20 protein-coding genes are annotated in these 19,595 nt (G+C 36.7%); 7 read left to right on the forward strand and 13 right to left on the reverse strand.

Features of this window, described 5'->3' with window-relative positions:
• Positions 1 to 190: 190 nt before the first annotated feature.
• Positions 191 to 925, forward strand: a complete 735-nt coding sequence (gene rlmB, locus ACZIX2_RS10115) for a 23S rRNA (guanosine(2251)-2'-O)-methyltransferase RlmB (RefSeq protein WP_438061555.1) — start codon at positions 191 to 193, stop codon at positions 923 to 925.
• A 68-nt stretch (positions 926 to 993) separates the two neighbouring features.
• On the opposite strand, the gene ACZIX2_RS10120 is transcribed toward rlmB, so the two are convergent.
• Entirely contained in the window at positions 994 to 1,773 is a 780-nt protein-coding gene (locus ACZIX2_RS10120) for a rhomboid family intramembrane serine protease (RefSeq protein WP_463339967.1), read from the reverse strand.
• A gap of 262 nt (positions 1,774 to 2,035) precedes the next feature.
• Between ACZIX2_RS10120 and ACZIX2_RS10125 the strand changes: the two genes are divergently transcribed.
• The gene (locus tag ACZIX2_RS10125; RefSeq protein WP_463339968.1) at positions 2,036 to 3,313 is read left to right on the forward strand and encodes a replication-associated recombination protein A; all 1,278 of its coding nucleotides are present in this window, start codon (positions 2,036 to 2,038) and stop codon (positions 3,311 to 3,313) included.
• Positions 3,314 to 3,472: 159 nt separating this feature from the next.
• On the opposite strand, the gene ACZIX2_RS10130 is transcribed toward ACZIX2_RS10125, so the two are convergent.
• From ACZIX2_RS10130 to ACZIX2_RS10160, 7 genes are all read right to left on the reverse strand, one after another.
• Complete coding sequence (locus ACZIX2_RS10130; RefSeq protein WP_463339969.1) at positions 3,473 to 4,231, reverse strand: hypothetical protein; 759 nt, start codon at positions 4,229 to 4,231, stop codon at positions 3,473 to 3,475.
• Between the two features lie 71 nt (positions 4,232 to 4,302).
• Positions 4,303 to 4,992, reverse strand: coding sequence for a YjjG family noncanonical pyrimidine nucleotidase (locus tag ACZIX2_RS10135; RefSeq protein ID WP_463339970.1), 690 nt, complete (start codon positions 4,990 to 4,992; stop codon positions 4,303 to 4,305).
• 5 nt (positions 4,993 to 4,997) lie between these two features.
• A complete protein-coding gene (locus ACZIX2_RS10140; RefSeq protein WP_463339971.1) occupies positions 4,998 to 5,456 on the reverse strand; it encodes an RES family NAD+ phosphorylase in 459 nt (152 codons plus the stop codon).
• A complete protein-coding gene (gene parS, locus ACZIX2_RS10145; protein WP_463339972.1) occupies positions 5,456 to 5,959 on the reverse strand; it encodes a type II RES/Xre toxin-antitoxin system antitoxin in 504 nt (167 codons plus the stop codon). The genes ACZIX2_RS10140 and parS overlap by 1 nt, the downstream gene beginning before the upstream one ends.
• A gap of 54 nt (positions 5,960 to 6,013) precedes the next feature.
• Positions 6,014 to 6,706 (reverse strand): RadC family protein, encoded by a 693-nt coding sequence (gene radC, locus ACZIX2_RS10150; RefSeq protein WP_463339973.1) that lies wholly within the window; start codon positions 6,704 to 6,706, stop codon positions 6,014 to 6,016.
• Positions 6,707 to 6,827: 121 nt separating this feature from the next.
• Positions 6,828 to 8,183 carry a UDP-N-acetylmuramate--L-alanine ligase gene (locus tag ACZIX2_RS10155; protein ID WP_463339974.1) on the reverse strand — a complete coding sequence of 452 codons (1,356 nt, stop codon included), beginning with the start codon at positions 8,181 to 8,183 and terminating at the stop codon, positions 6,828 to 6,830.
• 45 nt (positions 8,184 to 8,228) lie between these two features.
• On the reverse strand, positions 8,229 to 8,918 hold the full coding sequence (locus ACZIX2_RS10160; protein ID WP_463339975.1) for a tetratricopeptide repeat protein: 690 nt from the start codon (positions 8,916 to 8,918) through the stop codon (positions 8,229 to 8,231).
• Between the two features lie 140 nt (positions 8,919 to 9,058).
• On the opposite strand from ACZIX2_RS10160, the gene ACZIX2_RS10165 reads away from it, so the two are divergent.
• Together ACZIX2_RS10165 and ACZIX2_RS10170 are read left to right on the forward strand one after the other, a co-directional pair.
• On the forward strand, positions 9,059 to 9,874 hold the full coding sequence (locus tag ACZIX2_RS10165) for a UDP-2,3-diacylglucosamine diphosphatase (RefSeq protein WP_463339976.1): 816 nt from the start codon (positions 9,059 to 9,061) through the stop codon (positions 9,872 to 9,874).
• Positions 9,875 to 9,882: 8 nt separating this feature from the next.
• Entirely contained in the window at positions 9,883 to 10,911 is a 1,029-nt protein-coding gene (locus ACZIX2_RS10170; protein WP_463339977.1) for a glycosyltransferase family protein, read from the forward strand.
• Positions 10,912 to 11,067: 156 nt separating this feature from the next.
• On the opposite strand, the gene ACZIX2_RS10175 is transcribed toward ACZIX2_RS10170, so the two are convergent.
• The 5 genes from ACZIX2_RS10175 to hpt all read right to left on the reverse strand — a co-directional run bounded on the left by ACZIX2_RS10175 (position 11,068) and on the right by hpt (position 17,115).
• Positions 11,068 to 13,212 carry a S46 family peptidase gene (locus ACZIX2_RS10175; RefSeq protein WP_463339978.1) on the reverse strand — a complete coding sequence of 715 codons (2,145 nt, stop codon included), beginning with the start codon at positions 13,210 to 13,212 and terminating at the stop codon, positions 11,068 to 11,070.
• 175 nt (positions 13,213 to 13,387) lie between these two features.
• Positions 13,388 to 14,389: a GTPase ObgE gene (obgE, locus tag ACZIX2_RS10180; protein WP_463339979.1), complete on the reverse strand. Its 1,002-nt coding sequence runs from the start codon at positions 14,387 to 14,389 to the stop codon at positions 13,388 to 13,390.
• Between the two features lie 150 nt (positions 14,390 to 14,539).
• Positions 14,540 to 15,811 (reverse strand): hemolysin family protein, encoded by a 1,272-nt coding sequence (locus ACZIX2_RS10185; RefSeq protein ID WP_463339980.1) that lies wholly within the window; start codon positions 15,809 to 15,811, stop codon positions 14,540 to 14,542.
• A gap of 133 nt (positions 15,812 to 15,944) precedes the next feature.
• A complete protein-coding gene (locus ACZIX2_RS10190; protein WP_463339981.1) occupies positions 15,945 to 16,517 on the reverse strand; it encodes an adenylate kinase in 573 nt (190 codons plus the stop codon).
• A 67-nt stretch (positions 16,518 to 16,584) separates the two neighbouring features.
• Positions 16,585 to 17,115 (reverse strand): hypoxanthine phosphoribosyltransferase, encoded by a 531-nt coding sequence (gene hpt, locus ACZIX2_RS10195; RefSeq protein WP_463339982.1) that lies wholly within the window; start codon positions 17,113 to 17,115, stop codon positions 16,585 to 16,587.
• Positions 17,116 to 17,211: 96 nt separating this feature from the next.
• Here hpt and ACZIX2_RS10200 point away from each other — a divergent pair, with 96 nt between their 5' ends.
• The 3 genes from ACZIX2_RS10200 to purE all read left to right on the forward strand — a co-directional run bounded on the left by ACZIX2_RS10200 (position 17,212) and on the right by purE (position 19,575).
• Entirely contained in the window at positions 17,212 to 17,757 is a 546-nt protein-coding gene (locus ACZIX2_RS10200; RefSeq protein ID WP_463339983.1) for a hypothetical protein, read from the forward strand.
• A gap of 53 nt (positions 17,758 to 17,810) precedes the next feature.
• Complete coding sequence (locus ACZIX2_RS10205) at positions 17,811 to 18,965, forward strand: 5-(carboxyamino)imidazole ribonucleotide synthase (protein WP_463339984.1); 1,155 nt, start codon at positions 17,811 to 17,813, stop codon at positions 18,963 to 18,965.
• Positions 18,966 to 19,071: 106 nt separating this feature from the next.
• Positions 19,072 to 19,575: a 5-(carboxyamino)imidazole ribonucleotide mutase gene (gene purE, locus ACZIX2_RS10210; protein WP_463339985.1), complete on the forward strand. Its 504-nt coding sequence runs from the start codon at positions 19,072 to 19,074 to the stop codon at positions 19,573 to 19,575.
• The last annotated feature ends 20 nt before the right edge of the window (positions 19,576 to 19,595 follow it).

The following is a 19,595-nucleotide window of genomic DNA, read 5'->3' on the forward strand; positions in this document are numbered from 1 at the left end:
AACAACAAAACACCATCACTAATTCTGTATACAATCTATTAATTTCATTACATAAATCGCAACAAAAAACAGATTCCCATTCGAAGTCATAGTACATCTTAACAGTTTGCAACCCGGCTTCATTTTAACAAATGACAGAATACGAAATAGGCATTGCAATAATTCAATATTAAAATACTAATTTTGCAAGATGGAAAAAGAACATCAAATATTTGGGATAAGAGCCATCATTGAAGCGATTCAAGCGGGGGCAACTGTAGATAAAGTCTATATTCAAAAAGAAGCCAGTAGCGAATTGATGAAAGACTTAATGAAAGTCATGAAACGAGAAAATATTAATTTCTCTTACGTTCCTGTTGAAAAACTCAACCGACTTACTCCTAATAACCATCAAGGCGCGGTAGCAACCATCTCTCCTATTTCCTTTTTTGATTTAGAATCTTTGATTGAAACCGTTCTTGAAAACGGTAAAAATCCTTTATTCTTAGTATTGGATGGAATATCTGATGCTAGAAATTTTGGAGCCATCATCAGAACAGCTGAATGTACTGGAGTGAATGGTATTATTATTCAAAAGTCGGGTTCGGCGCCTGTAAACGGAGATACTGTAAAAACTTCGGCAGGAGCGGTATTTAATATTCCGATTTGTAAAGTAGACCATATTAAAGATGCTATTTTCTTATTGCAAGCGAGCGGCATTAGTACGGTTGCGGCAACTGAGAAAACAGACCAAAGTTTGTACGATGTAACGCTTTCTGGACCTACTGCTATTGTAATGGGAGCCGAAGACCGAGGTATTAATCCATCGGTTTTAAAAATCATAGATGAAAAAGCGAAACTGCCTATGTTTGGAACTATTGGCTCACTAAACGTATCTGTGGCTTGTGGTGCATTTTTGTATGAAGCAGTAAGACAGCGTAGCTAGATTGTAGAAGGCAGATTTTAGAATACTGTTCGTGGTAGAAAATCACGAATTGCTCAATATTAAAGGAATCAAGACTCTTGTTTTGGTTCCTTTTTTTGTGTGGGTACACAATCGTAATGTATGGGTAAATTGGAAGTAAAATACGCCATTACAGGATCTATCTCTTCCTCTACCTCCGGTTTTGGCGGGTTGACAAAGTTGCCATTTTCGTCAAAACGTTGCATAAATTTGTCTTGCGATGGGTCATAATCTGGGCGCTCCCAGTCGTATTTGTATATTTTTTGATATTCCTCGGCTTTGAAAACAATGGACAATAAAAATCCAGTAATAAAACCTGCTAAATGACCTTCCCAAGAAATGGTATTATCTACTTTGGGGAATACATACCAAATCAAACCGCCATAGACCAAAACGACGGCTAAAGAAAGTGCTACCAAACGATAATATTGCGTTTGAATTCCCTTAAAGAATATAAAACTGACTAAAACATAAATAAGTCCACTAGCACCAATATGATAATTAGGACGACCTATAACCCAAGTAATACCACCTGATAAAACTATTCCGAAGCAAAGAACCGCTAGCGTTTGTTTAGGATAAAAATAAGATAGGGCAGTCAACAAAACGAGTAATGGCAGGGAATTATTATAAAGATGCAACAAATCAGCATGGATGAAAGGACTAAAAAGTATGCCTTGGAGTCCCGATAAAGTTCTTGGTAAAATACCATTTTTATCAAAATCGAAATGAAAACGAATTTCTAGCCAATAGACCATCCATATCGTCAATAAAAAAAGTAGGGGCAATAAGACTACACGATTACGAAATTGAAAATGGTTTTCTTCCATAGGATACATACTATGAAATTGGTCTCTCAAAAATACATCCAAAATAGCAGAAATGCTAAATTGTCATACCTAATGTGTCGTGGTGGGTTTAGCCCAGATGGAAATGGAAAGCCCGGAGTGCCGCGCTCTATTTTTTTCTTGGTAGAAAAGAGCGACCAAAGGAAGCTCCTTTCATGCCTAGAAAAAAAGAACGCGGTGCGAGGACTTGTAATGTACAGCTGGATTGGCTCCTGAAAACTATAAAAATGTTTATTTTTGTGGTATGGAAGCACCTTTAGCAGAACGCATTCGGCCACAAGCCTTGACGGATTATATAAGTCAAACCCATCTGGTGGGCCCCAACGGCTCGTTGACGCAACAAATTAAGAACGGCATTATCCCTTCCCTACTTTTTTGGGGACCTCCTGGGACTGGCAAAACTACGCTGGCGCAGATTATTGCACAGGAATCTAAACGACCTTTTTATGAATTGAGCGCCATCAATTCGGGCGTGAAGGACATTCGGGATGTGATTGAAAAAGCCAAACAAAGTGGCGGTTTGTTTACGGCCAAAAATCCGATTTTGTTTATTGATGAGATTCATCGTTTTAGTAAATCGCAACAAGATTCGCTTTTGGCGGCGGTGGAAAAAGGATGGATTGCTTTGATTGGTGCTACGACTGAAAATCCGAGTTTCGAGGTGATTCCCGCGTTGTTATCGCGTTGTCAAGTGTATATTTTGAATGCTTTTACCAAAAAAGATTTAGAATCTCTACTAGAAAGAGCAATGAAAGCAGACGCCATTTTGGCCAATAAAAAAATTGAATTACAAGAAACCGAAGCTTTGTTGCGTTTATCTGGAGGAGATGGTAGAAAACTGCTGAATATATTTGAATTGGTGGTCAATGCGTCGGCGTCGGAACCGATAATCATTACCAATGAGCGAGTTTTGGAATTGGTGCAACAAAATACGGTTTTGTATGACAAGACGGGAGAACAACATTATGACATTGTTTCCGCTTTTATAAAATCGATTCGAGGAAGTGATCCCAACGGGGCGGTATATTGGTTGGCACGAATGATTGAAGGTGGCGAGGATGTTAAATTTATAGCCAGACGTATGTTGATTTTGGCAAGTGAAGACATTGGCAATGCTAATCCTACGGCCTTTATTATGGCTAATAATACGTTTCAGGCGGTGGCGACGATTGGCTATCCTGAGAGCCGTATCATTTTGAGTCAGTGTGCGGTGTATTTGGCAACTTCCCCAAAAAGTAATGCCTCGTATATGGCCATAGGCACAGCACAACAAATCGTAAAACAAACCGGAGATTTACCTGTACCCTTGCACTTAAGAAACGCTCCAACAAAATTAATGAAGGAGTTGGGCTATGGCGAAGAATACAAATATTCGCACGATTACGCGAACAATTTTGCCGAACAAGAATTCCTTCCTGACGCACTGAGCAACACGCCTATTTATGTTCCCGGTAACAACTCGAGAGAAAACAGTATTCGAGAGTTTTTGAAAAATAGATGGAAGGATAAGTATGGATACTAATGAAGTTAGAAATTAGAAGTTAGAAATTAGAAGTTAGAAATTAGAAATTAGAAGTTAGAAATTAGAAATTAGAAGTTAGAAGTAAATAAAAACGAGAATGCTTTGATAAATCAAATCATTCTCGTTTTTATTATTTGTGTGGTTGGTATTCTAAACGAACTAAAACTTAATCGCTATTTTTTCAGACATCAATTGGTCATTTTGATAATACTCAAAATACCACTCGTTATCTTTTAAAAGTAAAGCACCTTGAACGCCGTCTCTAACAGCCGTAAAATAATCGCTTTTTGAGGTTTTGTACAATTTCATCACAACTTTTGGAGTCGTATCTACTAATTGATAACCATTGGCTGTAGGTTGTGCATAGTACACTGCTACAGTCGAAGCAACATTTGGAGTTACCGTTGTTGTCACCGGAGTAGAAGTTGCAGGAATAGCAGGCACAACAGCAGGGACCGTACTAGTAGTTGGTGTTGCTGTTTTTACAACAATTGGTGTATTTCCTGGCACGTATTTATAATTCATTGCATACAACGATTCAAAAGCTTCATTTAACGCTTCGGTGTAGGCAATTTGGTATTCTTTTTCTTTGGTATAGCCTGTAGCGGATTTAAAAATTTCTTTTCCGTTACAATCTTTCAACACAAAATACATTTTGGTAGCCAAAAAAGCTTTTACATTAATCACGTCAATATACAACAAACTGCATTTATCGTAGGCATTCGGCTCTTCGGCATAAAAAGCTTCAAAACCTGCTTTATTCAAATTAAACTTCGATAGCGTAGACAAACGATATTCATTTTGCTTTTTTTGAAAATCAAATTTCAAAGGAACAATAACCGCTTTAAAGTCATTTATAGATTGAGCAAAAGCAAAAGAACTCATCAACATAATTACACACAGGAAACGTATTTTCATAAGGTTTTAATTTTTGTAAAATGGTAAACAAATATTTTAGAGTGGAAAAGAAAAGTTACTTTTTGCTAAAATTACAAGAATTTCTTTAATTCTAGCAAATATTGGACTTGTTTGATTTCCTTTTCAACGGGCAAACGGTTAGGATTAAAATAAATTGCCTCAAAACCAGCATTTAAAGCGCCTCTAACATCAGCCTCAATACAATCGCCAATCATGATACTATTTTCTTTTTTGGCATTGGCCAAATCCAAAGCATGTTCAAAAATAATAGGATGTGGTTTTTTAACCCCTGCGCGTTCAGAGTTGGTTATGGTTTTGAAATAAAGCTCAATATTAGAATTTTTCACTTTCTTGTCCTGCACAGCAGCAAATCCATTGGTGATAATGTGTAAAGTATATTTTTGATGCAAATAGTCCAATATTTCGATAGCTCCTTCAAAAAGAAAATTGTTTTCCGGAAGCAACTCAATATAATCTATGGCCATTTGATGAATAGCCTCATCCGAAATAGCATATCCAATAGCGTCGAAAGTTAACTTCAACCGATCGTAACGCAATTGTTCGTGACTAATTTTATCAAATTGGTACAACTTCCAACACGCTTGATTAATTGGGATATATTGTTCTATAAATGAAGTGGTATCCACATTAGGATGATTTTTTTTGAAGATGGCATCAAAGGCCATTTCAGAATTCTTATCAAAATCCCAGAGGGTATGATCTAAATCAAAAAAAACATCGGTGATATTTTGTAAAAGCATACTTTTTATTTGAATATTCGTTTATCAAAAGGAAAATCAACTTGATCAATGATTTGAATTTGCTTAAAATCCTGATGAAACGGATTGATTAAAAAATTACAATCTCCTTGGGCCACAGCCGAAGGCACTTTGAGCACCGCAAAATCGTTTTGTTGAATAAAACGATCTCCTATTTCTGCGGTAGGAAAAGAAGCGGGAAACACATTCCAATCCAATGGCAAATCTACCATTTTAACTTCTAAAACTTCAATGGTATCTGGAATAGCAATAGTTAACATTACAAAATCACTAGGCAAAGTGGCTAATGACAAATGTACAACAACTTCTGCCATGGCAAGCGCTCTGTTTTGTGCAGTGTAAATAATTTCTGTGCCTTTAGAATTCCATCTGGCACCACACATGGCAGCACCTTTCCCCGATAATTCTATGGGATACTTCTTTCTAGCTAGTCGAAAAACTTCCATTACACAAAAATACCTTGGTCGATTTTCATCATTTCTTGTAAGACCATTTCTTTGCCGTAAGAATCTCGCAATAACTCAATTGGTTTTAGACTTCCTAAAGCATAAGAAGGAAGATTTAACCAATTATAAAACTGCTCTTCTGAATCGAAAATGGTTCTTCCAACATGGGTAACTTCGGCCAATTCTAATATTTTTTCGGATTGCAAGGGTTTGAAAACAAAACTGTCCTTGGCGCGACTGCGCTGTAAAGATTTGGTTGATATTCCTAAGAAAAGCGCCCAATCTTCTTCATTAAATGGCGTTTGTTCTTGAATCAATTTAAAAAAATCATACGGAATCCCTTCGCGAATGGCGTGAACAATTAGCATTTTATTCTTTAAGAAATCGGCATAGGTCAATTTCTTATTCAAGACCTTATAGCCGCTAGTTTTTTCTATTTTTGAAACAAAGGAACGAACTACGGCATTTATTACAGTTTGAGAATTTAATTTAATTGCTTCCATACACAAGACATTTGTCTACAAATATAAGACAATTGTCCTTGCTAAGCACATGAATTATAAAATTCCTTCATCAGCAAAACTAAAATAGCCGTGTTCAGCCACAATTACATGGTCCAATACGGGTATGTCCAACTGTCGCCCTGCATTTTGAATTTTCTTAGTTACTAGTATATCGGCTTCACTGGCTTGGAGTTTGCCCGAAGGATGATTATGTGTTAAAATTATTGCCACGGCATTCTGTTCGAGTGCAATTTTAAACACCAAACGCACGTCGACCAAAGTACCTGTCATCCCTCCCTTGCTTAATTGGGCTTTGAACAAAATCTTATTAGAATTATTCAAATAAAGTACCCAAAACTCTTCGTGAGGTAATTCGGCAATAATAGGATGCATCTCTTGAAAAACAATTTTACTTGAAATAACTTTAATCAACTCCAATGGATTTTCTTCCTTTCTTCTTCGGCCTAATTCTAAAGCGGCGGCAATTGTAATGGCTTTGGCTTCGCCTATCCCTTTAAATCCCATCAACTGAGCCAAAGATTGTTTCCCCAAAGATGACAAATTATTATTGACACTCGCTAAAATTCGCTTACTCAGCGCCACTGCCGATTCATTTCTACTTCCTGAACCTATCAAGATGGCGACTAATTCGGCATCGCTTAAAGCACTTTTACCTTTAAGCATCAATTTTTCGCGAGGCTTGTCATCTTCTGACCAATGCGTGATGGGAAAATTCGGTGTTTCCAATTGCTAATTATTTACAAATGAATTGATTAGTTAAGAAGTAAAAATATAGCATATTTCTGAAAATAAAAAATGTGCCATTTACAAATTGTAAATGACACATTTCGATATTCGAATATACGTATTACTCTATAATTCCTTTCACCTCATCAAAATTCAATCCCCCGTAATTTCCTGAACTCATGAGCAACAATGCTGAATGTTCTAAATCTTGATTGAACAAAAACATTTTAAATTCGGCTGGATTGGTGAAAATAATCAAATCTTCTCTATTGAACGCTTTAGCTATTTGTTCATAGGTTACTTCTTCAAGTTTTTTGATTTTTACAGCATCTGGAGAATAAAACACAACTGCAACATCGGCATATTCAAGTGCTCCTTCGTATTCTTTTAAGAATTCTGCATTCAAACTACTGTAAGTGTGTAATTCCAAACAAGCCACCAACGTACGATCTGGATATTGTTCTTTTACTGCCTTAGTAGTTGCAGCCACTTTACTTGGTGAATGTGCAAAATCTTTGTAAGCTACTTTCCCTTTACCTTCGGCAATTTTCTCCAAGCGTTTTGAGGCTCCTTTAAAACTAGCAATTGCTTCATAAAAATCAGCCTCATCTACACCCATATTTTGACAAATCCATTTAGCACCCGCAAGATTGTTCAAATTATGCGCACCAAAAACTTCAATTGGCATAGGTCCTTCGGGCGTTTCTAAAAGCGTTACTCCATCTTTCACATCATAGTTGGGTGTGGTGTACGGTATTTTTCGAATGGGGTTCGTTGCTGCTTCGGCCACTCTTTTCACTTCTGCATCTTCTGCATTATACACTAATATTCCACCATTGGTGATTTTGTCAATAAAAATCTCAAACTGATTGACATAATTTTCATAGGTCGGAAACACATTGATATGGTCCCAAGCAATTCCAGAAATCAAAGCAATGTTCGGTTGATACAAATGAAATTTAGGTCGTCTATCAATTGGTGAAGACAAATACTCATCTCCTTCCAAAACCATAAAATCATTTTCTTCGGTAAGATGCACCATAGTATCAAACCCTTCCAATTGGGCGCCTACCATATAATCTACCTTAATGTTGTGATAGTGCATCACATGCAAAATCATTGAGGTAATAGTAGTTTTTCCGTGCGAACCTCCTATCACAACACGGGTTTTGTTTTTGGATTGTTCGTATAAAAACTCAGGGTAAGAATAAATTTTCAATCCTAATTCTTGCGCTTTTAATAATTCTGGATTATCAGCTTTTGCGTGCATTCCTAGAATTACAGCTTCAATATCAGCAGTAATTTTTTCAGGAAACCAACCTAGTTCCGCAGGCAAAATTCCTTTTTTATCCAAACGAGATTTTGAAGGTTCAAAAATAGCATCATCGCTACCTGTTACTTGATATCCTTTGTTGTGTAAGGCCAAAGCCAAATTGTGCATGGCACTTCCACCAATAGCTATAAAATGAGTTTTCATAGTAAATTCCAAATTTATAAGTTCCAAATTCCAAACGAAATTTGATTAATTTTTTTCGAATTGCCCTTTTAGTTCTTGCGCCCTCTTGGGGTTGTTTAATTTTTTCAAATATAATTGATATAATTTTTGAAACGTGACTTTTGAATGTCCAATTTCATGGGCTTTCACATAGTACTTCTCAGCCTCTTTATACCGTTTAAAATGCTCCTCAATATGTCCTCTTGACAAAAAACCATCTACAGGAGAAATTTTCACCAACTCATTTGCATACTGTATCGCTTTGGATTGACTGCCACCTACAATTCCAGGTAATTGCAAATTGAGTTCAATAAGTGCCCATCTCGCCTCAATATGTTTTGGTTCAAGAACTATGGCTTTCTCAAAAGAGGATCGTATTTCATCCATCATCCCCAAAGCCTTGAATGGATTAGATTCCTTGGCTTTCATCCCTAATACCCCTCCGCATTTGTAAAAATAATCGGCGTTATTGGGTTGTATTTTTTTTAACTTAGAATAAAAACCATACGCTTTATCCCATTGTTTTTGTTTCCCGGCTATATCTCCCAAATATTCAATGGCTTTCAAATCATTTGGGTTAGCTTTCAAAACCGACTCAAACAAAGGAGTTGCTTGCGCATATTTTTCTGCTTTGAACAATTTTTCAGCGGTTTCGAAATTAGATTGCGAAACCATACAAAGAGGAAATAGAATAAAAAACAGTACTGATTTTTTCATTGTTCAAAAATAAATAAATTTTGAAGGAAACAGGCGTATAATTTACATTCAAGATAAACTAAGAAGAAATAAATAATACAAAGAAAAAATTAAAATCACATTCCCCTAACACTCCCCTCTTATTTTCGTAAAAACTTTATATGAAAAGTAAACGAAAAATTCCTCTAGTCGTAATTAGTGATGTGCATTTGGGCACGTATGGTTGCCAAGCCAAAGAATTACTACAATACCTCAAATCCATTCAACCGCAAATCTTAATTCTCAATGGCGATATTATTGATATGTGGAATTTCAGTAAAAGTTACTTTCCTGTGGCGCATATGAATGTTTTGAGACAAATTATCAAATTATCTACTTTAGGTACAAGAGTTATCTACATTACCGGAAATCATGATGAAGCCCTTCGAAAGTACTCGGATTTTGCCTTTGGAAATTTTGAATTGGTGGATAAACTTATCTTGGAAATTGATGGCAAACTTACTTGGTTTTTTCATGGCGATGTGTTTGATTCTTCCACTAGAGGATATGCTAAAATTCTCGCTAAATTGGGTGGCAAAGGCTATGATTTATTGATTCTAATCAACAGTTGTATCAATTGGTTACGAGAATTGTTCGGTAAAGAAAAAAGAAGCTACTCCAAAACCATCAAAGACAGTGTAAAAAAGGCCGTCGCGTTTATCAGCAATTTCGAAACGACCGCTGCCGAAATCGCTATTGAAAAAGGATATCATTATGTAGTTTGTGGACATATTCATAAACCTCAAATGAAAACCATCGAAAACGAGCACGGACAAGTCACTTATCTCAACAGTGGTGATTGGGTAGAAAATCTCACCGCTTTAGAATACAAAAAAGGAGAATGGAGGATTTACCAATATTCTGCAAAAGACTTCAAATCTACCGAAAAACCAGTTGAAAAAACCAAGAATGATATCGTTCTGAAAATCTTATCCTAATCTGTAAAATGAAAATATTCTACGCCATTCAAGCCACTGGAAATGGACACGTTAGCAGAGCCATTCAACTCTATCCTTATCTACAAAAGTATGGCGAAGTAGATTTCCTCCTTAGCGGCACTTACGCTTCCTTAAAACCAAGTATACCTATCAAATACCGAAGCAACGGATTGAGTCTTCACTACAGCCAATGTGGTGGATTAGACTATTGGAATATTGCCAAAAAAGTAAAGCCCAACCAAATCTACAAAGACGCTCGCTCCCTACCATTAGACCAATACGATGTCATCATCAATGATTTTGATTCCATCACTTCATTGGCTTGTAAACTACAAAAAAAACATTCCGTGTCTTTTGGTCATCAAGCCAGTTTCACCTCAAAACTAACCCCTCGACCCGAAAGAAAAGATGCCATCGGTGAATTAATTTTCAAACATTATGCGCCTGCTCCTCAAAACATAGGACTACATTTTGAACGCTACGATGATTTCATTTTGCCCCCCATAATCAAAGACGAAATCTTACACGCTGAGCCTAAAAATGGCGGACACATTACCGTTTATCTTCCTTCTTTTAACAAAGAGTGTTTAGAAAAAGCCTTCAATAAATTACCCAACGAGCACTTTCACTGGTTTTTGAGCGACGTAAAAACAAAGCATAGAGTCAAAAACATCACTTTTTATCCTGTAGACCAAGCGCTGTTCAATAAAAGTGTAATCAAATGCCAAGGCATAATCACAGGCGGCGGATTTGAAACGCCTTCCGAGGCATTGTACCTTCGCAAAAAAATCCTTTCCATTCCCATTCGGAAACATTACGAGCAAGAATGCAACGCTGCCGCTCTAAAAAAAATGGGTATTCCCGTTATTTACGAAGTCGGTCGAGATTTCGATTTGATTATAGAAAATTGGCTTACCTTGCCTATGAATTACCCCAAAATCGAAGCCAATGTCATTCCACACACATTAGATTTCTTGTTTGACACCTATCCCCAAAAACAAAACCGCCTCGAAATGAATCAAGACGGTCTTATCTAATAAAGTTTTTAGGAGCAGAAAAAATAGGCATTCCAGTTGTTATCGTCCCGCTATCCGTTACAATCTTTGGTGTCGAACACCGCCACCAAAGGATTTTCACTGCTATCGGGGCTAAAGAGCCGCAACATTCTTTCTTGCCCTCAATTTTATTTTAAACTATTTCACGATAGTCATTTCATCAATAATATTTTGAGCTCCAGCATATTTATCAATAATCCAAAGCACAAAACGAATATCCAAATTGATGGTTCTTTGTAATTTTTTATCAAAAATAACATCACCCGCCATCGCTTCAATGTTACCATCAAACGCTACTCCGATCAACTCTCCTTTTCCGTTCAATACTGGCGACCCTGAGTTTCCTCCAGTGATATCATTGTCTGTCAAGAAGTTTACTGGCATGTATCCCGCTTTATCCGCATACTGACCAAAATCTTTAGCTTTGTTCAATTCTAACAAACGAGAAGGTAAGTCAAACTCAGCATCACCCGCTTTGTATTTATTCACCATACCTGCCATGGTAGTATAATTGTTGATCTTGGCATCGTTACGTTTATCTTTAGGTAAAGCACGAACTTTTCCGTAAGTCAAACGCAAAGTTGAATTCGCATCTGGATACTGAATCGTATTCAATTTTGACTCTCTTAAACCTTCAACTAATTTTCGGTAGGCCGCAGCAAATGCGTCATCTGCCTGCAATTGCTCAGGCGATTTTGCTCTGATTTTTGTCATCAAATCATTCGAAATAACATACAAAGGATCATTAGCAATTGTTTCTACTTTTGGATCTTTCAAAAACGAAAGCACCGCATCTTTTGAACTAAAAATACTAGCCGCTACTGCTTTATTCACGTCGTTTGTGAAATCGCCATTGTTCGCCGCTTTCATTTCAGCTACTTTTGGTGCCAAACCGTACTCAGCAGCCTTAGCAGCATATAAATTCAACTGAGCTGTCAATACTTCTTTTTCTAAAGGAGCATAGGTATCTGCATAGAAACCTTCGATAGCTGCTGTAATTTTAGGCAACATTTCTGCACGTTTCGCTTCATTTTCTTTTGCATATCCTAGCAATGCATTACCCATATTTGAAGGAAATGTTCCATAGGAAGCTGTACGCAACAATTGTGTCAAGTAATTGTCATGACGGGCTTTCAAATTGGTTTGAGCATAATAATTATTGATTGTTGCTATTACATTTCCGTATTTGGCTTTATTTTCTGCTTTATTAGCCCAAGCATTAAATTTGCTTTCTTCTTTCGTTTTTGTATCAGCCGTTTTTGCTTTGGTCAAAGCGTCAATCATTCCTTGACGATTTTTCCAATAGTTAGCTGTAGAAGCATATTTTGAAGCGTATTGTAAATTTACTGTAGCATCTTTGGTCATGAACTTTTTCATGTTGTCCATTCCTGTTTTGGCACCTTCTACCCAAGCAGGATATGCATACTTCACGTTTTGCTCGATTCCATTAGCTGGCATCCATCGGTTGGTACGTCCTGGATATCCTAAAATCATAGCAAAATCGTTCTCTTGTACCCCTTTTAAGCTTATTGGCAAATAATGTTTCGGTTGCAAAGGCACATTGTCTGGAGAATACTCTGCTGGATTTCCGTCTTTATCGGCATAAACTCTAAACATAGAAAAATCGGCTGTATGACGAGGCCACTCCCAGTTGTCTGTGTCTCCACCAAATTTACCTAAACTCTCTGTTGGAGTCCCAACCAAACGCACATCTTTGTAATCTTGATACACAAAATAGTAGTATTCATTTCCTTGAAAGAAAGAACGAACAGAAACGGTATACTTGCCGCCTTCATTGTTTTCTTTTTCAATCAAAGCAATTTCTTGCTGAATGATTTTGTTGCGTTCAGCTTCAGTCATGCTATCATTTACTTTAGACAAAATACGCTTAGAAACATCATCCATACGTACAAAGAAACGAACGAACAGCGACTTTGGTTTAAGCTCTTGACTTTTGTCTTTGGCCCAAAAACCATTTTTTAGATAATTGTTTTGTTCTGATGAAAGCTCTGCAATAGCATCGTACCCACAGTGGTGATTGGTTAAAACTAACCCTTGTTTTGAAACAATTTCAGCAGTACATCCACCATTAAATTGTACAATTGCATCTTTCAAACTGTGGTGATTGATACTGTAAATTTCTTCGGCTGTCAATTGCAAGCCCATTTTTTCCATATCTCTATGGTTCAATCTTTCGATAAACATCAAAAACCACATCCCTTCATCGGCTTTTACAGGAAAAGCCATAAGGCAAACGGTCAAGAATAAGACAATTTTTTTCATATAGGTATAATTTATTTAGCATTGCGAATATAGTTCATTTTCTCACTTTAATTAAAAATCAACACATAAAATCACATTTTATCTTCTATTTATTAACTTAATTTTATGAATATTTCAAAACAAAAGAGGTGCTCTTAATAAAAGAGCACCTCTTGCTATTGGTGTAAAAATCAAATTATTCGTTTAACATTTTCCATAATTTGTCTTTCAATTCCGTCAACCCTTGTTGAGCTACTGAAGAAATAAACATATACGGAACATCTTTAAAAGCAACATCCAATTCGGCTTTTAGTTCTGCTTTTAATTCGTCATCCAACATGTCTATTTTTGAGATGACCAACAAGCGTTCTTTGTCTAACATCTCAGGATTATACTTAGCCAATTCATTGACTAAAATATCGTATTCAGCCTTGATATCGGGTGTATCCACTGGAACCAAGAACAATAATGTTGAATTTCTTTCGATATGACGTAAGAAATAATGACCTAATCCTTTACCTTCTGCCGCTCCTTCAATGATACCTGGAATATCAGCAATCACAAACGATTGAAAATCGCGATACGCCACAATTCCTAAATTTGGCTTAAGGGTTGTAAATGGATAATCCGCAATTTTAGGTTTAGCCGAAGTTAAAACAGACAACAAGGTTGATTTTCCGGCATTTGGAAAACCTACCAAACCTACATCTGCCAAAACTTTTAATTCCAGAATCACATCCATTTCTGTCCCTGGCAACCCTGGTTGTGCATATCTAGGGGTTTGATTCGTAGAGCTTCGAAAATGCCAGTTCCCAAGTCCTCCTTTTCCTCCTTTGGCAAGAATTTTTTTCTCACCATGCTCGGTAATTTCAAAAAGTGTTTCTCCGGTTTCTTTATCTTTTACGACAGTTCCTAGAGGCACTTCGATATATTTATCCTCTCCATCAGCTCCAGTGCTTCGATCCGAACCTCCATCACCTCCATGACCCGCTTTGACGTGTCGAGCAAATTTTAAGTGAAACAAAGTCCACAATCCTTTATTTCCTACCAAATACACATGACCTCCACGACCACCGTCACCTCCGTCTGGACCTCCTTTTTCAATAAATTTCTCTCTATGCAAGTGTGTAGATCCTTTTCCTCCTTTTCCGGAAGAAACATAAATTTTTACGTAATCTACAAAATTTCCTTCTGTCATCTTTTTTAGTATTCAGTGAGCCGTGAAAGTATTCCGTGAATTTATGAACACATACAACCGACCACTATTTATATTGTAACACGCTTCCATTGATTGTTAGCGCATTTTCTAAACACTTCCCTAAACCTTAAGGAGCGTTAACAAACTCTTTTATTTAAGGGCTTTTACTAAAACTTTATCAATTTTCACCCCATCCATATCTATTACCTCCAGCTCAAATCGTTGCCAAAACAATTTTTCGCCTTGTTTTGGAATTCGAGACAATTCGGTCATGATCATCCCACTCACAGTTGTTACTTCATAATCATTCGTAAGCTCATCCAATTCAAAAAAGGTTAGAAAATCATGCAATGAATAATGCCCATCGACCAACCATGTCCCGTCTTCTCGTTCTATTAATTGAAAATCATCTTTGTAAAACTCTGCCGCATCTCCTACTAAAGCTTCCAATATATCATTCAAGGTAATAATCCCTTCAAAATCTCCATATTCATCAGATACAAAAGCATAATGAATTCCCGTCCTTTTGAAATCTTCCAAAGCGGTATACGCCGTGGTTTGTTCCATTACGTAAGGGGCTTCTGTAAGGATGGACTCGAGATTGAAATTTTCATTTTCAAAATGTGCAAAGATATTTTTAAGGTTAACCACCCCTACTATATCATCAAAATTATCCTTGTAAACGGGATAAATAGAATGCAATTCTTTCAACATAATTTGACGCACTTGTTCTTTATCCGAATTTAAGGGTAAAAAAACCACCGATTTGCGGTGCGTCATTAACGAATTCACCTTACGGTCACCGATGTGAAAAACACGTTCTACGATATCTTGTTCTATTTCTTGTACTTCGCCTCCTTCGGTACCTTCTTTGATAATCGCTTTGATTTCTTCTTCGGTCACCTTACCATCGGCTGTAGGTTTGATTTGAAAAATATCTAATAAAAAATCAGTAGCGGTTGTCAATAACCAAATAAATGGCGCCGTAAGTACCGAAACCATTTTCATTGGTACTGCCACGGTTTTGGCAATGGTTTCTGGATAATTCAACCCTATTCTTTTGGGCAATAACTCGCCTAAAACCAACGAAAAAAAAGTTAAAATTACTACTACGATTCCAACTGCTAATGAATGAGCATAAGGCTGTAATGACTCAAAACCCGAAATAAAAACTTGTACATCAGTGGTGATTTTATCCCCACTATAAATACCCGTTAAAATCCCAATTAAAGTGATTCCGATTTGAACTGTAGACAAGAACTTATTGGGAGAATTGGCCAATTCTAAAGCTGTCTTGGCACTTTTGTTTCCTTTTTTAGCAGCGGTTTCTAATCTATTTTTCCTTGCTGATATTAATGCAATTTCCGACATAGAGAAAATTCCATTTAAAAGAATTAGGAAAAAGATAATGAATAATTCCAATTTAGTATTTGTTAGTTAAACTTCGCTTTTGATCTATTAACCGAGTATTTTCAAAACTTAAAAAACCTTTTGACAACAGAAATTGACATTCGATTTTTTTTATTTCAATACAATCTATTAATAGAATATGATGCTATAGACTATCTATAACACTAGTTAATCTTTCGGTAATTTCTTCAATAGTACCAATACCATTTACAGCGTGAAATTTGTTTTGATTTTGGTAATAGCCAATTAGTGGCGCTGTTTTTTCGTTGTATTCTTGGTAACGGTTTCTGATTTTTTCTTCGTCTTGGTCATCTGCTCTTCCACTGGTTTTTCCTCTTTCTAACAAACGAGCTACCAGAATATCATCATCAGCCTCTAAAGCAATAGTTGCTGTAACTTGACTTCCAATTGTTGGTAAAAAAGCGTCCAAAGCTTCGGCTTGAGATAGGGTTCTTGGGTACCCATCAAACAAAATCCCTTTGGCGTCCAAATGTTTGTTTACCTCATCAATCAACATTTTGGTGGTTAACTCGTCTGGTACCAAATCGCCTGCATCCATAAACACGCGAGCTTGTTTGCCTAGTTCGGTATCATTTTTCAAATTGTAACGAAAAACATCACCAGTAGAAATGTGAGTTAATTGATATTTTTCTTTTAAAAATTCTGCTTGAGTTCCTTTTCCTGCTCCAGGCTTTCCAAATAAAACAATGTTAATCATTTCGATCTTTTTTTGAATAATTCAACCCAATTTGAGGTTGATTTTAAGTTAATTTTATTGATTTTTATTAGTCATTAAGCTGATATACTTCGGGTAAATTTCTCCCCAATCCATCATAATCCAAACCGTAACCCACAATAAATTTGTTAGGAATACGAATCCCTACATAGTCTATTTTCACTTCCTTTTTATAGGCATCGGGTTTGAAGAAAAGGGTGGCTATTTTTAAATGCTTCACATTTTGACTTTTAAACAAAGATTTTAATTCTACCAACGTATTGCCCGTATCTACAATATCCTCAACGATTACCACGGAACGTCCCGAAAGATCTTGGTTTAATCCTATCAATTGTTTGACATTTTCAGTGGATGAAGTACCTTCATAAGAGGCCATCTTCAAAAAAGTAATTTCACAAGGCTTCTGATACTTTTTCAATAAATCTGAAACTACCATAAACGAACCATTTAAAACTCCTACAAAAACAGGGATTTCGTCTGCAAAATCATCTTGAATTTGAGCTACCATTTTTGAAAGAGCAAAATCAATTTCGCTAGCCGAAATAAACGGAACAAATTGCTTATCGTGAAGTTGTATCATTTTTTTCAATTTTGAATAATGGACAAAGATACAGAATTCGTATTTGACTATAAACAAATGATTTTAAATTTGTATTTTAAATTTAAATCCTACTTTATGCGTTCTCAACTCTTGACTCAATTAGATCTGGTAAGCGGATACAAAAATCAAAGAGTACTCGTTGCGCAATTTGTATTGAATCATCCTCCGCTTTTTGAAGAATTGATCCATATTTGTTTTGACCATGACACCGAAAAATCATACAAGGCTTGTTGGGTATTAGAGCAGGTCGTTTTTCACAAAATCGAATGGCTCCAACCCCATTTGGATTTTTTATGCCAGCACTTAAAACAACTCCAACATGACAGTGCCATTCGTCCAATGGCCAAAGTTGTGCAACTAGTAGTAGAAAATCATTTCCAAAAGAAAACCCTACAACTATCCACCCATCAACTAGAGCAAATAACGGAATGTTGCTTTGATTGGTTAATTTCCAATACTAAAGTAGCGTCCAAATGCTACAGTATGCGAACACTTTTCGTGTTAGGAAAATCGAATGATTGGATTTATTCCGAATTACAAATTATAATTGAAAAAGAATATTCTACCCAATCAGCAGCCTTCAAGGCCGTTTCCAAAGAGCTATTGAAGAAAATAAAATAGGATTTTCGGTTTCAATCATTATAAGTATCTTTGTCGTTTACAAACACACAACCATGAATTATTTTTCTTCTGATTTTAAATTAGGCATACTTGGTGGCGGACAATTAGGTAAGATGCTTTTGTTTGACACTCGAAAATTTGACATACAAACTTACGTTCTTGATCCCAGTGACGAAGCCCCTTGCAAAATCGCTTGCAACCAATTCTTCCAAGGCGATTTGATGGATTTTGAAACCGTGTACAACTTTGGAAAACAAGTCGATGTACTGACTTTCGAAATCGAATTGGTAAATCTAGAAGCCTTAGAAAAACTAGAAAACGAAGGCAAAAAAGTGTATCCTTCGCCAAAAACCTTGCGATTGATTCAAAACAAAGGCGTACAAAAAGATTTTTATAAACAACACAATATCCCCACCGCTCCCTACACTCGATTTGAAAATCTTGATGCTTTACAATTAGCTGTTGCATCCAACAAAGTTGCTCTGCCTTTTGTATGGAAATGTACTGAATTTGGTTACGACGGAAACGGCGTAAAAGTGGTGCGAAAAGCTGCGGATTTGGATTTGTTACCCAATGTAGAATGTATAGCCGAAACGATGATTCCGTTCAAAAACGAATTGGCCGTTATCGTTTGCCGCAATCCATCGGGCGAAATCAAAACCTATCCTGTAGTCGAAATGGAATTTCATCCCGAAGCCAATCAGGTAGAATATGTAATCTGTCCCGCCAGAATCGACGAAAAAGTAGCCGAAAAAGCTAGAGCTATTGCGCTAAATGTTTCACAACAATTTAACCACGTAGGCCTTTTGGCGGTTGAAATGTTTCAAACCGAAGACGACGAAATCCTAGTGAATGAAGTGGCGCCTCGTCCGCACAATTCAGGTCATTACAGCATTGAGGCGAGTTATACTTCGCAATTCGAAAACCATTTGCGCGCCATTTTGGATTTACCTTTAGGCAATACCGATAGTAAAGTAGCTGGAATTATGGTCAATTTGGTAGGAGCCGAAGGTCATTCAGGAGATGTGGTTTACCAAAACATCGAAACCATCTTAGGTTGGAATGGCGTTACCCCACATATTTATGGTAAAAAGCAAACCCGTCCTTTTAGAAAAATGGGACACGTAACCATTGCCAATGAAAATATGGCCGAAGCAAGAAGAATTGCGGAGGAGGTAAAGAATACGATTAAAGTGATTTCTAAATAATTAAAAGATTGAATGATTTAAAGATTTAAAAATTGGTAAAACCATAAAGTTCTATCTTTCCAAAATCCTTAAATCATTTCATTTTTAAATCTTTAAATAAAAAACAATGAGCAAAGTAGCAGTAATAATGGGCAGTATATCAGATATGCCTGTAATGCAAGACGCCATCGATATCCTTAACGGATTTGATATAGCAGTAGAAGTCGATATTGTTTCGGCGCATAGAACACCAGAGAAATTATTTGATTTTAGCCAAAATGCCCATAAGCGAGGTATTTCGGTGATTATTGCTGGAGCTGGAGGCGCAGCACATTTACCAGGAATGGTAGCTTCGATGTCACCACTTCCGGTGATTGGTGTTCCCGTAAAATCAAGCAATTCTATTGATGGTTGGGATTCGGTATTGTCGATTTTACAAATGCCAGGTGGTGTTCCAGTTGCCACTGTGGCCTTAAATGGTGCTAAAAACGCTGGGATTTTGGCAGCCCAAATCATTGGTAGTGCTGATCAATGCGTTTTAGATAAAATCGTTCTTTATAAAGAAGGATTGAAAGACGCTGTAAACAAAGCGGCTGAAGGATTAGCCCCCCAACCCCCGAAGGGGGAGTAAAATCCGAAAAAAACACACAA

It is taken from the genome of Flavobacterium riviphilum (genome assembly GCF_055231795.1).